Annotated in this window: 8 protein-coding genes and 1 pseudogene; 6 read left to right on the forward strand and 3 right to left on the reverse strand. The window is 41.9% G+C overall.

All coding sequences use genetic code 11. From position 1 onward, the window contains the following. Positions 1–14: 14 nt before the first annotated feature. From AACU32_RS18575 to AACU32_RS18585, 3 genes and pseudogenes are all read right to left on the reverse strand, one after another. On the reverse strand, positions 15–1,061 hold the full coding sequence (locus tag AACU32_RS18575; protein WP_096602154.1) for an AI-2E family transporter: 1,047 nt from the start codon (positions 1,059–1,061) through the stop codon (positions 15–17). A 43-nt stretch (positions 1,062–1,104) separates the two neighbouring features. Then, positions 1,105–1,872: a response regulator gene (locus tag AACU32_RS18580; RefSeq protein ID WP_096602156.1), complete on the reverse strand. Its 768-nt coding sequence runs from the start codon at positions 1,870–1,872 to the stop codon at positions 1,105–1,107. Positions 1,873–2,222: 350 nt separating this feature from the next. Continuing rightward, positions 2,223–3,773, reverse strand: a pseudogene (locus AACU32_RS18585) (ATP-binding protein); the annotation flags it as partial. 289 nt (positions 3,774–4,062) lie between these two features. Between AACU32_RS18585 and AACU32_RS18590 the strand changes: the two are divergent. The 6 genes from AACU32_RS18590 to AACU32_RS18615 all read left to right on the forward strand — a co-directional run bounded on the left by AACU32_RS18590 (position 4,063) and on the right by AACU32_RS18615 (position 15,311). Further along, positions 4,063–4,419, forward strand: coding sequence for a response regulator (locus AACU32_RS18590; protein ID WP_096602160.1), 357 nt, complete (start codon positions 4,063–4,065; stop codon positions 4,417–4,419). A gap of 318 nt (positions 4,420–4,737) precedes the next feature. Beyond that, positions 4,738–5,196 carry a MarR family winged helix-turn-helix transcriptional regulator gene (locus tag AACU32_RS18595; protein ID WP_096602162.1) on the forward strand — a complete coding sequence of 153 codons (459 nt, stop codon included), beginning with the start codon at positions 4,738–4,740 and terminating at the stop codon, positions 5,194–5,196. 144 nt (positions 5,197–5,340) lie between these two features. Continuing rightward, entirely contained in the window at positions 5,341–5,799 is a 459-nt protein-coding gene (locus AACU32_RS18600) for a methyltransferase family protein (protein ID WP_339378061.1), read from the forward strand. A gap of 90 nt (positions 5,800–5,889) precedes the next feature. Then, on the forward strand, positions 5,890–7,233 hold the full coding sequence (locus AACU32_RS18605) for an SCP2 sterol-binding domain-containing protein (RefSeq protein WP_096602165.1): 1,344 nt from the start codon (positions 5,890–5,892) through the stop codon (positions 7,231–7,233). Between the two features lie 256 nt (positions 7,234–7,489). Beyond that, complete coding sequence (locus AACU32_RS18610) at positions 7,490–9,061, forward strand: Na+/H+ antiporter (protein WP_096602167.1); 1,572 nt, start codon at positions 7,490–7,492, stop codon at positions 9,059–9,061. Between the two features lie 100 nt (positions 9,062–9,161). Further along, a complete protein-coding gene (locus AACU32_RS18615) occupies positions 9,162–15,311 on the forward strand; it encodes an ATP-binding sensor histidine kinase (RefSeq protein WP_096602169.1) in 6,150 nt (2,049 codons plus the stop codon). Positions 15,312–15,520: the final 209 nt, after the last annotated feature.

Genomic DNA, 15,520 nt, shown 5'->3' on the forward strand with positions numbered 1-15,520 from the left:
TTTCAATTTTTTAATTAGTTTGCTAATTCCTCAATATCTAACAAGCTTACAATAACTCCAGCGATGGGGATAGAAAGGAATACTCCTAATAATCCAGCTATTTTTGTACCAATTAAAAGAGCAAAAAATACTACTATAGGATTTAAGTGAACTGTACTTTGCATTACACGAGGTGCAATAAAATTATCTTGAATCTGTTGCAAAACTATGCAAGCTATCAATACTTTAATAGCAACAATCCAACCACTTTGTACTAAGATAATTAGAGAAACTAAGGTAACTCCTAGTGTAGCTCCAATACCGGGAATCAGGTCAAAAAGTCCCACAGTTATAGCTAGCAAAAACGGGAATGGAACACGCAGAAGTGCGAAAACTAAAAAAGTAGCAATACTCAGAATAAATGAGATTAGCAATTGACCTCGCAAGAAACCAATGAAGTTCTTTTGAATAGATTTTGCAAAGCGATCGCGTTGATTATGGGGAATCATCTTAAGAATCAGTTGCCAGATTTGCTCTCCATCAGTCAGCATAAAAAAGGCAATTACAATAATAATGATAAATCCGACATAACTTTCTAAGAAATTGGGCAAAAAGCCTAAAATCATATTCACGCCATACACAAACCAGTTGCGAATTTGTGTTTCTACTGCCTCTAAATTTATGGGAATATTTCGAGTGGCTAATACGCTTTGTAATTGATTAATAGGATTGTTAGTAGAACTAATAATTTGTAATAACAAACCTGCTAATTGTTGTAGTTGTGTAATTAATACATTACCAACAAATACAAATAGAAAAATGATTGTTAATAGACTGATGACTATAACTGTACCCAAGGCAAGACCTCTCTTCAAGAACCGTTCTAGGTAGCGTACAGGATAGTTAAGAATGAGTGCTAAAATTGTTGCAAAGGTAAATATAAAAACTACATCTTTGAAATACCAAAAAACTTTTACTAATACCCAACCACAAGCAGCAAACAGTAAGAAACGAACTAGTGTATTAGTACTAAATTTACTCCAGAAAGTTTTTTCATTTGGCTGATGTTGAGGGTTATTCATGTGTTTGGTTATTTTTATTTACTTAAGCTATTTTTCTAACTAGTTATATTCGTTTGAGACGGTTCAATAAACGAGTAATTAGTTGTGAGTTTTTAGCATTTTTGCTTATACAATCATCAGCACCGATTGCAAATATTTGCTCGACAATATCTGTGTTTAAATTATCAACCAGAAACAGCACTGTTAAAAATTTGTAGTATGGATCGTTACGTAATACCTGACAAAGTTCAATGCCATTGATATAAGGCATTTCCACATCTAAAATTAGCAAATCTGGAGAAAATTCTGTCAGAGTATCCCAGAAATATCTTGAGTCTTCAAGAGTTTTTAGAGTCAGTCCTAATGGTTCTAAAGATTGTTGTATAAAAGTTAATGTCTGCGAATCGTCGTCTACAACCATTACTCTCGCTTCGGTAATACAAGTTTGTTGTAATATTTGACTAACTGACTCTAAAATTTGGCTAGGAGGCATAGATTTTTGTAAAAAAGCACGTCCGCCAGCTCGTGCAACCTCAACGCGATAGCTAAAATTATTTCGCTCTGTAAAAACTAACACTGGTATTTCTGGCAGTGGCGATCGCTGGGATAATTCTGTTAATAACTTCAAGCTATCTTTGTGAATATCAAGATCCAGTAGCTCCAGCTTTGGCAGAATCACATCTAGCAAAATTAGGTCATAGTTACAAACACTTATCAATTTCCAACCAGCTTCACCATCAGCAGCAATATCAACCACATAATTTTGTTTGGTAAGAGCTGTAGCTACAGCTTGAGCAAGCAAATCATCGTCTTCAATTAACAGAATTCTCATGAAAATGTTTGCTTGGAGAAGCAACCTTAAGCACTGTCATCAAATTTATATAACTTAGGTTATCTCCTTTTCAGTTTTATATAACATCTATCAAAGGCAAGGTTTAAGAATATTTTTGCAATCATCCCATTAATGATGCTCACGACTTTCTACTGTTGGTTTTGAGTCTGGTTACATTCATTCTTTACGCGATCGCTATTCTTAATCACTCTAAATTCGTAGAAAACTTCCTTCCAAAGACAGTAGAAAACTATCTACAATCATTTGCCAGATGGCTATTACAGTCTTTTTTAGAACCCAGTAAAGTTGTAACCGACTCCGATCGTAAATCCTACATCCGTTTAAGGTCAAACGGGCAATTTGACTGTAAATGTCGATCCTTCACCTATTCCTTGGCTCTGGGCTTGGATTGTGCCACTATGCAGTTCTATTATATGACGGGCGATCGCTAGCCCTAAACCTAGTCCTTTATCTGACCGAGTATGACTACTATCTGCTTGGCAAAAGCGCTCAAAAACGTGAGGTAAAAAGTCAGCACTGATACCCTTACCCGTATCACTCACTTCAATTTGAACATAGTTATGAATTGAACATTGGGAAAACTCTTCTTTAGAGACACAATTAATCGCGTCTATTTCTTTTGACAACCGCACCTTAACCCGTCCGCCGTTGGGTGTAAATTTGATCGCATTGGTGAGTAGATTTAACACAACTTGTTGCAAGCGATCTGAGTCACCCGAAATTTTTTCTATTGAAGTATCAAGTATAGTTTCAATTTGAATATCCTTTGCATCTGCCAATGATTGTACAACCTCGAGCGCAGATGTAATTACTTCTACTAAATCTACCAAATCAATCGAGAGTGAAATTTCTCCTCTAACAATACGCGAAATATCAAGTAGGTCTTCAATAAGTTGCATTTGCAAATTAGCATTGCGTTCAATTGTCTCAAGTGCAAGAGTTGCTTTAGCTTCATCTAGCGCACCCGTTTGCAACATCCCCGCCCAACCAATAATTGCAGTCATGGGGGTACGTAATTCATGGGAAACTATTGCTAAAAATTCATCCTTGGAACGGTTTGCAGCTTCTGCTGCACTTTGCGCCGCTTCGCTAACAGCGCGTGCAGCTTGTTCTCGCAGCAGCAATTGCTCTTTTTCTTCTTCTGCTTGTTTGCGCTCAGTAATATCTTGCATAATTTTAGAGAATCCGCGCAGATTTCCATTTTCATCTCGTAAAGGTGTGATTACACAATGCGCCCAAAAAAATGTCCCATCTTTGCGGAGATGCCAACGATTTTCTTTAGAAAAACCTTCAGTTACGGCTTTGCTCAATGCTTGTTGTGGTTGTCCGCGCTCAATTGCTTCTGGTGAAAAAATGCGCTCAAAAGGTTGACCAATAATTTCTGCTTCTTGATAGCCTAAAATACGTTCAGATCCAATGTTCCAGCTAGTAAAGTTACCGTTTGGATCTAACATGAAAATTGCGTAATTAGTTACTCCTTCTATTAGCAACCGATAACGTTCTTCACTCTGACGCAGACTGTCTTGAATTTGAAGTAGAGACTCGTAATTTTGTTGGGCTACTCGCGCGTTTTTTTGAGCTTGCGATCGCGCCTGACGTAGTGCAGTGTTAAGTAAGGTAATCAACAATGCTACTAGCACAAACTGAAGCAACCCCAACGCACCAAACCCAGCAACAGACAAAGAATAGAAAGGGAGTAAAAGGAAGTAGGCGCAGACGATAGCAGAGAAAAAAGTTGCTAACAGTCCTGGGTTTAAGCCACCATACCAGGAACTAACCATGACAGCAGCTAAAAACAGTGGATAAATGGAATTCAGCCTGTGTAGCTGCCATAGAAGCAGTGTCAGCAGTAAAGCTAGTAAAACCGTTAATAATGCAATGCTATAGCCTTGTAGTTGCGATGACCTCCGGTCGGTCGGAGACCATCGCGTAGCGTCTCCGTAGGAGAATCGCCAAAGGCGGGGCAAAGCCCATCGCGTTAATCTCCACATTTTATATTACTTCTGTTTATGCTATCTATTTATTAAACTTCTACCCTAGTTTTCCACTTTCAAGTTTTACCATAAAAATCAATCTTAAGAAAATGGTATATCTAAACAATACCCTCATTACACCGAAAGAATTAAATAACTCAGGAATAAGAATAATTAAAATAGGAAGATAATAACAATGACCTCTAAGCAAATCTTAGTTATTGATGATGAAGATGACATCCGTCAATTGATTCAGACTTGTCTAGAAATTATGGGCGGCTGGAAGGTGTTGACTGCTACTTCAGGTAATCAAGGATTACTCTTAGCTCAATCATCTCAACCCGATGCCATCCTTTTGGACGTAATGATGCCTGATATGGATGGTTTGACAACTTTTGAGAAACTACAAGCTAATCAAATTGGCCCTAGAACCACTAAAGCAGTAGTAGCATTTCAGCGATCGCACAGAATAGTTGCTGATGGTAGAGTAGGAGCGCTGACGTGGCAAGCTTTACGCAGTAATATAGCACCCGTGCGCCGTCGTCGTTTCTAACAGTGGCTACACAAACTCTCGTCCGCCTGTGCGGACTAAGAGAAAATTAATGAAATATGTAGTATCGCGAATGGCACTAAGATTCATGTGAAACCTTTGCCTGGAGTGGGTGTGGGAGGTGTGGGAGGAAAGAGAATTTATGCTTCCCACACTCCCCACACCCAAAAGCCTGATAAATAATGGATTCGCCGTTATCTTAGTGCCATTCGGTAGTATTGCCTTACCAGAGTTCCAACAAGGATGTTTTTAGCCTGAGAGTGAGCAGAAAATTTCATGCAGCCACTTGACATCAAAATTAAGTGCATATACACTTAAGCTATGGATAAACACACTAACTCAATCAATACCGATCTTTTAGATCAAGTGGGTTTAGCGTGCGCCTGTTTCAATATCCGAAAGGCTTCTCGTGTTATGACACAACACTTTGATGAAGTACTCAAGCCGAGCGGATTGCTAGTGACTCAGTTCACCATTCTGGCTGCTGTAGCGATCGCAAAATCAGCCACAATCAACGAGTTAGCGGAGATGCTAGTGATGGATCGCACGACCTTAACCAGGAATCTCAAGCCCCTTGAACGCGAAGGATGGTTAAAATCTGAACCTGGACAAGACCAGCGAACTCGTATAATTGCCTTGACCGAAGCCGGAGAAGCTGTCTTAGCGAAAGCTTTACCATTGTGGAAACAAGCTCAAAGCATGGTTGAGGAAGTGCTTGGACAGCAACGATGGAACACTTTGTTGGCGCATTTAGTGGAAGCAACAGCACTCTTGCGTTAAGTCTAAAATTTTTCTCCAAAAAGTGTATATGCACTTAATTTCTCTATGTTGGCAGTTGATGATAAGCATTCAAAAAAATCATCTTTCCTCTCACAGCATTATTAGCAAAATCATTACAAAAGGTAGCTCATCATGGAACAGGGCATGTCGGATAATCCTGGAGTAATTGCTTTTCCGCCAGCACTCTATGCTGGAACATTATTAATCGGATTAGTACTTAGTTTCGTGTTTCCAATCGACTTTTTATCGCGATCGGTAGCACTAGTTTTGGGAGTATTAGCAATTATTTGCGCGGGTTTGATAGGAACTTCAGCTTTTCGGACGATGAATCGCGCACAGACAGAGGTTAACCCTTCACGTCCGACAACAGCGATCGTTTCGGACGGAGTTTTTAGGTTAAGTCGCAACCCAATTTATTTGTCTCTGACTCTGCTTTACATCGGCATCGCGTTGCTATTTAGTGCGCTCTGGGCATTACTACTATTATTGCCCCTTTTAGTGATTGTGCAAATCGGAGTCGTTCAGCGCGAAGAAAGTTACTTGGAGCGTAAATTTGGCGATGAATACTTACGGTACAAGGCACGAGTGCGTCGCTGGGTATAAATTACCCATTCAAACCAATTGAAAATTACTCTATGGAGAAAAGTTGATGAGCGACATCAATAAAAACAATTATCAACGCTAGAGGCTTCTATGGCTAAATTTGATAACCATCCTACCGTGAGATGGTGGCGTGAGCAGTCTACAAACAACCCAAAAACAAGCACAGTCGCTTTGAATTCTGATTCACTCCGAACACTTTGTTTGGATGCGGGTGCTGATGATGTAGGATTTGTGGAAATTTATCGACCCGCGATCGCCGACCAACATGCCGAAATTCTGGCAGTATTTCCACCCACCAAAACATTGATTAGCTTTGTCTGCTGCATGAATCGGGAAAACGTTCGCACTCCAGCGCGATCAATCGCTAATCTGGAATTTCATGCCAATTACGACCATGCAGATGAAGTAGCTCGAAACCTCGTCAAAGCATTCGCGCAGATTGGTGTCCGAGCCTTGAATCCGTCAGTGGCATTCCCAATGGAAATGGATCGTTATCCAGACAAAAAAGCCTGGGTTATATCTCATAAACCTGTGGCTGTTGAAGCAGGATTAGGACACATAGGAATTCATCGAAATGTGATTCATCCTAAGTTTGGTAATTTCATTGCCCTCGGTACAGTTTTAATCGATACAGAAGTAACTGAGTACGCCCACCCGATCGATTACAATCCCTGCATTGAGTGCAAATTGTGTGTTGCGGCTTGTCCTGTAGGCGCGATCGGGGCTGACGGTAGCTTTAGCTTTTCAGCTTGTTACACTCATAATTACCGCGAGTTCATGGGCGGATTCACAGATTGGACAGAGACGATCGCTGACAGCAAAAGTGCTAGTGATTATCGCCAAAAAGTCAGTGCTTCTGAATCAGCCTCAATGTGGCAAAGCTTGTCTTTCAAGCCGAACTACAAAGCAGCCTACTGTATTGCGGCATGTCCGGCGGGATCGGATGTAATTGCCCCATTCTTGAGCGATCGCAAAGCATTTATTAAAGATGTGGTCAAGCCATTGCAGGACAAAACCGAAACCATCTATGTAGTGCCGGGATCGGATGCCGAAAACTATGTTGCCAAACATTTTCCCAATAAAACGGTGAAGCTTGTGAGCAGTGGCATTCGTCCTCAATCGATTCAAGGATTTTTGTTTGGGCTACCACTGTTGTTTCAACGCAACCAGTCACAGGGATTGAATGCAGTTTATCACTTTACCTTTACTGGTGCTGAGTCTCGTCTTGCAACAGTGACGATTCAAAATAAAATGGTACGAGTTCAAGAAGGACATCTTGGGAAAGCAGATATTTCTGTCACCGCAGATAGCAAAACTTGGCTGGGTTTTCTTGGCAAGGAACAAAACCTAATTTGGGCATTGCTGCGGTGTAAAATTCGGGTTAGTGGTTCTCTTAAGCTACTTCAGGCATTTGGTAAATGTTTTCCTACCTGAAATATTCAGTTAAATGTGGTGAGAGGCGATCGCTGTTGGTCGTGTCTGTCGAGCGATCGCCTGGAATGGGAATAATTAGGGCTTGCTGAAAAAAAAGAAAAGGTGACAGTCTCTAGATTCTCAGACCAAAGAAGTATATTACGGTGCAAGATAAGATTGCTATAAGTACAGCATCCATCGGGGTAAAATGTTGGGAGTTTGATAATCTCTCTATATTTACTTGATGCTAAATATTCTATTTAACTGCAATACCCTTATGGCATTAGATTCTACCACTGGTGAAGTCGTAATTGCAGAACAACTCAAGCAATTTTTACTAGTACTATCTGTCTCATTGGGTGTTGCTACACTACCACAAATTTTTAGTTGGTTGCGCCGCATTCCTTATACACTATTACTGGTCATAGTGGGATTAGGATTAGCATTCGTGAATGTACGATTGGTTAATCTCTCTCCTGAATTGATTCTGATGATTTTCTTACCGCCACTGCTGTTTGAAGCTGCTTGGAATTTGAAATGGTCAGATTTAAAACGGGATTTCTTACCTATTTGTTTGTATGCAGTAATAGGAGTGATAATTTCTATTGCTGGAGTAGCATTTGGCCTTCATCAATTCGCTGGACTTGAACTGAATATTGCTCTATTAGTTGGAGCTAGTCTATCAGCAACCGATCCGGTTTCGGTAACGGCTCTATTTCGGCAACTAGGAGCAAGCAAACGTCTAAGAACGCTGATGGAAGGAGAAAGTTTATTTAATGATGGTATGGCTGTTGTGGCTTTTGGCTTATTAGTTGCTCTGCCGTTAGGTACTGCCAAACTTGATTTACAGTCTGCTTTATTAGAATTTTTTCAAGTAGTAGGCATTGGTATCAGCGTTGGAGGATTAATTGGGTTTGGTATTTCCTATCTAACACAACGTTTCGATTTACCATTAGTAGAACAATCTCTTACCCTGGTTTCTGCCTACAGCACTTACCTAATTACAGAATATTTAGGTGGTTCTGGAGTGATTGGAGTTGTTACTACAGCTTTAATTTTAGGCAACTTTGGCTCGCGCATCGGCATGAACCCGCGCACGCGGATCATTGTGACTGAATTTTGGGAATTTCTAGCTTTTTTTGTGAATTCGATTGTGTTTTTGTTAATTGGCGATCAGATTCACTTTGCTGTATTAGGAAATAACCTCAAAACTATTGCACTCACAATTGCTGCGATGACTTTGGCAAGGGCGATATCTATTTATGCTTTAAGTAGTGTTAGTAACTGGTTGGCTAAATCCGAAATTCCTTTAGCTGAACAAGCTGTATTGACTTGGGGTGGATTACGTGGCTCTGTTTCTATAGCTTTGGCTTTGAGTGTACCAGCTATACTGCCGCAAAGAGAAGAAATTATTGCCACAGTCTTTGGAGTAGTTTTATTTACATTGTTAGTGCAGGGTTTAAGCACCCAAGCATTATTAGAAAAACTCCAACTTTTAGGTTCGCAACCGCTACGTCAAAAATATACGGAAGCAATTGCCCGTCAAGTTGCTCTCCAAAGGGTGCTGGAATATTTAGAAACAGCACAAAAGCGTCCCGGCATTCAGCCAGAGTTTTATCGTTACCAGAAGACGCTACTTTCAAGTGAAATTACCTGTTTGCAAGCAGAAATTGATAAGTTACTCGATGAATATCCAAATTTACAAGAATTTACAACCGAAGAACTGCGAGGGGAACTGCTGGCAATTGAAGCTGATACCTATGCTGAGTTTGTCCGCGCAGGTAAGTTAAATAAAGAATTGTCATCTTTTTTGCAAACAACCCATAACAGAGTGGATGAAGAGAATTGAAGCTCGCTGCTTTCAATAAAGAGTTAATACGAAAGCTTTATTTTTAAGCTGGCAAAAGAGACAATTCAAATCAGGTTCAAATTTCTGACCGTTAAGCTATATGCTCAGTGTTTCGGGTTACCAGGTTTTGGAAAAACTCTGTGAAAGTTCTAGATCCCTGATCTACCGTGCACAACGTCATTCAGATCGGAAATCTGTGCTACTGAAGGTGTTGCGGCAGGAGTATCCTTCCCCTGTGGCGATCGCCCGATTTCAGATGGAATATGACATACTGCAAAATTTGAAAGCAGAAGGTGTCATTAAAGCCTATGCATTGGAGACTTATCGGCAAAGCCCTGTCCTGGTTCTAGAAGATTTTGGTGGCGAATCCCTGCAAACATGGTTGCTTGAGCGCAGGTTTAACTTGGAAGAGTTCCTCACCCTAGCGATTCAGGTGACATCTATTCTTGGCGAAATTCACCAACATAACCTCATCCACAAGGACATTAACCCATCAAATATTGTGCTAAATCGCACAACTGGGCAGGTGAAGATTATTGACTTTGGAATTGCCACTGTCCTGTCGCGGGAAAATCCCACGCTGCGGAATCTGAATGTTTTGGAGGGCACACTGGCATATATGTCACCAGAGCAAACCGGACGGATGAACCGGGCAATGGACTATCGCACAGACTTTTATTCTTTGGGTGTAACGTTTTATCAGTTGTTGTGCGATCGCCTCCCCTTTGCAGCCACCGATGCTCTGGAACTCGTTCACTGCCATATTGCTAAACAGCCACTTCCGCCTCATGAAGCCAATCCAGCCGTTCCTGAGCCAGTTTCTGACTTGGTAATGAAACTGCTAGCAAAAAATGCCGAAGACCGTTATCAAAGCGCACATGGTATTTGGGCAGATTTGCAAGAGTGCTGTAACCAGCACAAGCAAACCCAACGAATTGAATCCTTTGCTGTCGGGCGCTGGGATATTGCTAGTACATTTCAAATTCCGCAAAAACTATATGGTAGAGCTAGCGAGGTAGAGAGCCTGCTAAAGGTATTTGAGCAAGTCATATCTACTCCGAAAGCTGCTGCTGAACTCATTCTCGTTTCTGGCTATCCTGGTATTGGCAAAACGACTTTGGTGCAAGAACTCTACAAACCAGTGACTCATCAAAATGGATATTTTATTACTGGCAAGTATGAGCAACTGCAACGTAACATCCCGTATTTCGCGCTGATTCAAGCCTTTCGAGAACTGATTCGACAGTTATTGAGTGAATCGCAAGAGCAGATTGTTGACTGGCGAGAGAAATTGTTAGCCGCTTTAGGTGATAATGCCCAGATTGTCGTTGATGTAATTCCCGATCTGGAATTCCTGATTGGCAAGCAACCAGAGGCGATCAGCGAAGCTGGGCGTTCCGCCATCGCACTGCCACCTGCGGAGGCGCAAAACCGATTTTATTTAGCATTGGAGAAGTTCATCCGCGTATTCACTCAACCTTTCACCATTGATATTAAACCAATTCATCCATTGGTGATTTTTTTAGATGATTTACAGTGGGCAGATAGTGCATCTCTGCAATTGATCCAGCGCTGGATCACCATCATGAACGATCAACAGTTGCTTGTGATCGGCGCTTATCGAGACACTGAAGTTGATGCCGATCATCCATTAGCGCGATCGCTCCAGGAAATTCAACAAGCCAAAGGAACTGTTCATCACATTGCATTATCTCCGTTAGGATTAGCCGATGTGAATTGTCTGCTTCAAGATACTCTGCATTGTGGCTCGGAAAAATCTTTACCATTAGCAGAATTAACACTGCAAAAAACAAATGGAAATCCATTCTTTGTGAATGAATTTTTGAGATGTCTGCATCAGGAAAAGCTGATTAATTTTAATGTTCAACAGGGGATATGGGATACGCATTTAAAGCAGATTCAGACTGCACGACTTGCCGATAATGTGATGGAGTTAGTCACAGAGCGAATTCAGGAAGTTCCCGCCCAAACTCAGCAGATTCTCGCTTTAGCAGCTTGTATTGGTAGTCAATTTAATCTGCAAACCTTAGTGATTGTTAGTGAGCAATTATTGCTGCTCGAAATCAACCAAGCCTTACACCTTGCCTCACAAGCAAACTTAATTACACCACTTGGGGATGACTATAAATATCTTGATTCATCTGCTCAAATAACTGAGATTGATTTTGATGTCAGTTACAAATTTATGCACGATCGCATTCAACAGTCTGCCTATTCTCTAATTTCTGAAAACAAACGAGTTCAATATCATTTAGAAATTGGTCAATACCTGCGGCGAGTAACGCCAAAAGAACATCTGGAAGACAAAATTTTTGAGATTGTTGACCATCTCAACATTGCTACAACAATGATTGCAGAACAGGCGCAAAAAGATGAGCTAGCCTGGCTGAATTTAGTCGCCGGACAAAAAGCCAAAACTGCGATCGCCTATGAATCTTCGTTAAATTATCTGAATATTGGGCGATCTTTGCTATCAAAAGATAGCTGGCAGACAGCCTATGATCTGACTTTGGCATTATGTGAATCGACAGCAAAGGCAGCTTATCTTGCCGGTGACTTCGAGCAGATGGAGCAACAAATTCAAGAAGTTCTGCATCACGCCACAACCGCATTAGAAAAAACGAATGTCTATCTGGTCAAAATTCAGGCTTGTATTGCTCAAGACCGATTTATGGAGGCAATCCAAATTGCTCTGGAAGCTCTAGATTTATTAGGCATTAAAATCCCCATACTTCCCGACCAGGAAAGCATTTCTCAAGAACTATCTGAGACAAAACGTATTTTGGCAGAAAAACAGATCGAGGATTTAGCTCAGTTGCCGAGCATGACCGATCCGCATAAGTTAGCAGCGATGCAGATGATTGCCAGCGTTTGTACTCCTACCTATTTCCTGGTACCAGAACTTTGGGAGTTGATGGTTTTTCAGAAGGTGCAGCTTTCAATTCTTTATGGCAATGCTCCCGGATCAGCCTTTGGTTATGCAGACTATGGCATGATTCAGTGTGCTGTGGAAGAAAATATTGATGTGGCCTATCAGTTCGCTCAATTAGCTGTGAAACTACAGTCGCAATTAAACTCAAAAGAGTTTATCCCCAAAACAAATCTGCTGGTGAATATGTATCTGCGACACTGGCAAGAACATTTGAAAGAAACGCTGAATCCTTTACTGGAAGCCTACCAGTGTGGTTTAGAAACTGGGGATTTAGAGTATGCGACCTTTGCGATCGCCTTCCGCTTCTACCACTCCTATTTAATTGGTCGAGAACTGACACAACTTGAGCAGGAAATGGCAAGTTATGAAAATGCGATCGCGCAATTCAAGCAAGTACTTCCCTTGAATTTAACGCGCATTTATCGGCAGTCAGTTCTCAATCTGAGGGAAAAATCCGCAAATCCTGCTAATTTGCTGGGTAAAAGCTTCAATGAGGTGGAAAGCTTACCCCAACTGATTGCTGCCAATGATAAATATATTCTTTTTCATCTGTATTTGAATAAATTGATTCTCTCTTATTTATTCCAGAATGCTCAACAAGCAGCAGAATATGCAGCAGCAGCCGATCATCTCCTCTGTGAAGGTGCCATTGGGTTATTAGTCGTTCCCGTTTTCTACTTCTACGATTCACTTGCCATAATTGCTGTTTTTCCTCAAGTTTCCCAAACTGTACAGCAGCAGATTCTCCAAAAAGTCAATGCAAATCAGCAAAAAATGGCACATTGGGCAAACTATGCACCAATGAATTATCTGCATAAGTTTCACCTTGTTGAGGCAGAACGATACCGGATTTTATGTCAGGATACAGAAGCGATCGATGCCTATGATCGCGCCATCGAACTTGCTCAGTCCCATGAATACCTGAATGAAGAAGCCCTAGCAAACGAACTTGCGGGTAGATTTTATTTAGCCAAGGGTAAACTAAAAATTGCCCGCGCCTACTTGTTGGATGCGCGTTACTGCTATCTCAGATGGGGTGCAACCGCGAAAGTCAACGATCTCGATCAACGATATCCGCAATTTTTTGATCGCCGGACTGAAAGCACCTCCACAATTACTCGCAGCCAGCACACCTCTTCCACCAGTACCGAAACAGCAGCCTTTGATCTGGTAGCCCTGATGAAAGCAGCGCAGGCACTCTCTGACGAAATTGTGCTGGACAAACTGCTGGACAAATTGATGACTATTCTCATAGAAAATGCTGGAGCGCAACGGGGCTACTTACTACTGGAAAATAATGGTAAATTGCAAATCGCAGCTGAAGGTAATGTAGACGCAAACCGTGTTGCGATTTTGCCAGCCCTTTCGATTAACATTGAAGCAGACACAAATCGGGTGCCTTTAGCGATCGTCAACTATGTCGCTCGTACCCAAGAAAGCGTGGTACTCAATCATGCCACCCAAAACTACCGCTTCAACCAAGACGCTTACATCCGCAAACATCAACCAAAATCAATCCTTTGCACTCCTTTGCTGCACCAGGGAAAGCTCTCTGGTATTTTGTATCTGGAAAACAACTTAACAACAGATGCCTTTACACCACAACGGCTAGAAATTTTGCAGTTCCTTTCCACCCAGGCCGCAATTTCCATTGATAACGCTCAACTCTATAATCAATTGGAGCTACGGGTACAAGAAAGAACCGCAGAACTCACTCAAACCAACGATCTCCTCCAGACTGAAATTTTAGAACGCCAACGATCAGAGCAAACCCTGCGAATGATTGTGGAAGGTACGGCTTCAGTCACCGGAGCAGACTTCTTTCGCTCACTGGTGCGCTCTCTGGCACAAGCGATCGGTGTCCGTTACGCCTTCATCAGCGAATGTATGGACACTGAGCCGACCCGTGTGCGTAGCTTTGCTATTTGGCGGGGAGATGGGTTTGGAGACGAGTTTGAGTACGATTTGCATGGTACACCCTGCGAACAAATTTTCCACAGCAGAGCCTCCCAGTGCTTTCCAAAGCAGATCCAGTCCTTTTTTCCTGACGATCGAGATTTGCAGGCAATGCAGGCACAAAGCTATGCTGGAATTCCGTTACTCGACTCAACTGGTAACCTCCTGGGACATCTGGCAGTAGTGGACGATCGCCCCCTGGAAAATGAATCTCGGACTCAAGCTGTGTTGGAAATTTTTGCTGCACGAGCGGCGGCTGAGATGGAGCGCAAACAGGCGGAAGATGCCCTGAGAGTTTCAGAAACCAAGTTTTCCACAGCCTTTCGCTCCTCTCCCGATGCGATCGCCATCAGCACAATGAAGGATGGTTGTTACATTGAGGTGAATAATAGTTGTCTCAAGATGCTGGGCTACAGTCAAGAGGAGATCATTGGACATAACGCCCTCGACTTGGGAGTTTGGGCAAAGCCAGAGGAGCGAGACACAATTGAGCAACTACTGCACCAGCAAGGCAGTGTGATTAATCTGGAAGTCAAGTTTCGCAGAAAATCGGGGGAAATCTTTCCTGCTCTCTATTCAGCCGAGATGATTCATCTAGAAGATGAGCCATGTCTGTTGGCAGTTGCAACTGATATTACCATGCTGAAACAGGCGGAAAAGGCATTAGAGCGACTAGCCGAAATCGGTGAGCTGGCAGCCATGATTGTCCACGAAGTCCGGAATCCCTTAACCACCATTTCAATGGGCTTAAATGCCTTCAAAAAGCTGCAACTTTCCGAGCGGTTTCAAGAGTATCTTTCTTTGTCACTGGATGAAGCAGATCGCCTGAAACGCTTGTTAAATCAAATTCTGCTCTATTCCAGACAGCAAATCCTCCAGCGATCGCCCTTAGAGCTAAATAGCTTTATTTTGGCAACATTAAATCCATTAAAAACAATTCCTGTCGCTTCCGGAAAACATCTGAAGTTTGTTGCTGCTACTCAACCTCTAAACGTTCTGGCAGATGGCGATAAAATCAAGCAGGTATTGATTAATTTAGTCACTAATGCTTGTGAAGCCGTAAATGTTGGAGAAACTATCACAGTTGGGATACAAGTAACTGAAAATCAGCAAGTTTGCATTCAGATTCACAACCAGGGCACACCCATTCCGGCTGATATTTTACCGCAGCTGACCAAGCCCTTTTTTACCACCAAAGCAAGTGGAACTGGCTTAGGATTGGCGATCGTCAAGCGAATTGTCGAAGCCCATGATGGAGAATTCAGCATTGAGTCATCGGCAGTCACAGGAACAATCGTCAAAGTGCAACTACCCTTAGTACAACATTTCATTAATTCGTAGCGAATTCTCCGCGTACCTTTGCGCTTACCTCCGCGCCCCTTTGCGTTTAAATTTCAACCCTCAATTCGCCACGATTTTACACAAAGCGGTACTTAGAGCCTGGATTCCGATCTCAATCAGGTCAAAATTAAAACTTGCTGAAAATAAACTAAAAGATTTCTCACCGAAATATTAGCATTTTGGCATCGACTTCTGGGAAATCAATCATC

The sequence above is a fragment of the Calothrix sp. NIES-2100 genome, assembly GCF_963875285.1.
Classification (GTDB): Bacteria; Cyanobacteriota; Cyanobacteriia; order Cyanobacteriales; family Nostocaceae; genus Aulosira.

What these genes read in the sequence shown, in the direction of transcription:
- AACU32_RS18575 (WP_096602154.1), bottom strand. Translation starts at nt 1,061, where the DNA reads ATGAATAACCCTCAACATCAGCCAAATGAAAAAACTTTCTGGAGTAAA.
- AACU32_RS18580 (WP_096602156.1), bottom strand. Translation starts at nt 1,872, where the DNA reads ATGAGAATTCTGTTAATTGAAGACGATGATTTGCTTGCTCAAGCTGTA.
- AACU32_RS18590 (WP_096602160.1), top strand. Translation starts at nt 4,063, where the DNA reads ATGACCTCTAAGCAAATCTTAGTTATTGATGATGAAGATGACATCCGT.
- AACU32_RS18595 (WP_096602162.1), top strand. Translation starts at nt 4,738, where the DNA reads ATGGATAAACACACTAACTCAATCAATACCGATCTTTTAGATCAAGTG.
- AACU32_RS18600 (WP_339378061.1), top strand. Translation starts at nt 5,341, where the DNA reads ATGTCGGATAATCCTGGAGTAATTGCTTTTCCGCCAGCACTCTATGCT.
- AACU32_RS18605 (WP_096602165.1), top strand. Translation starts at nt 5,890, where the DNA reads ATGGCTAAATTTGATAACCATCCTACCGTGAGATGGTGGCGTGAGCAG.
- AACU32_RS18610 (WP_096602167.1), top strand. Translation starts at nt 7,490, where the DNA reads ATGGCATTAGATTCTACCACTGGTGAAGTCGTAATTGCAGAACAACTC.
- AACU32_RS18615 (WP_096602169.1), top strand. Translation starts at nt 9,162, where the DNA reads ATGCTCAGTGTTTCGGGTTACCAGGTTTTGGAAAAACTCTGTGAAAGT.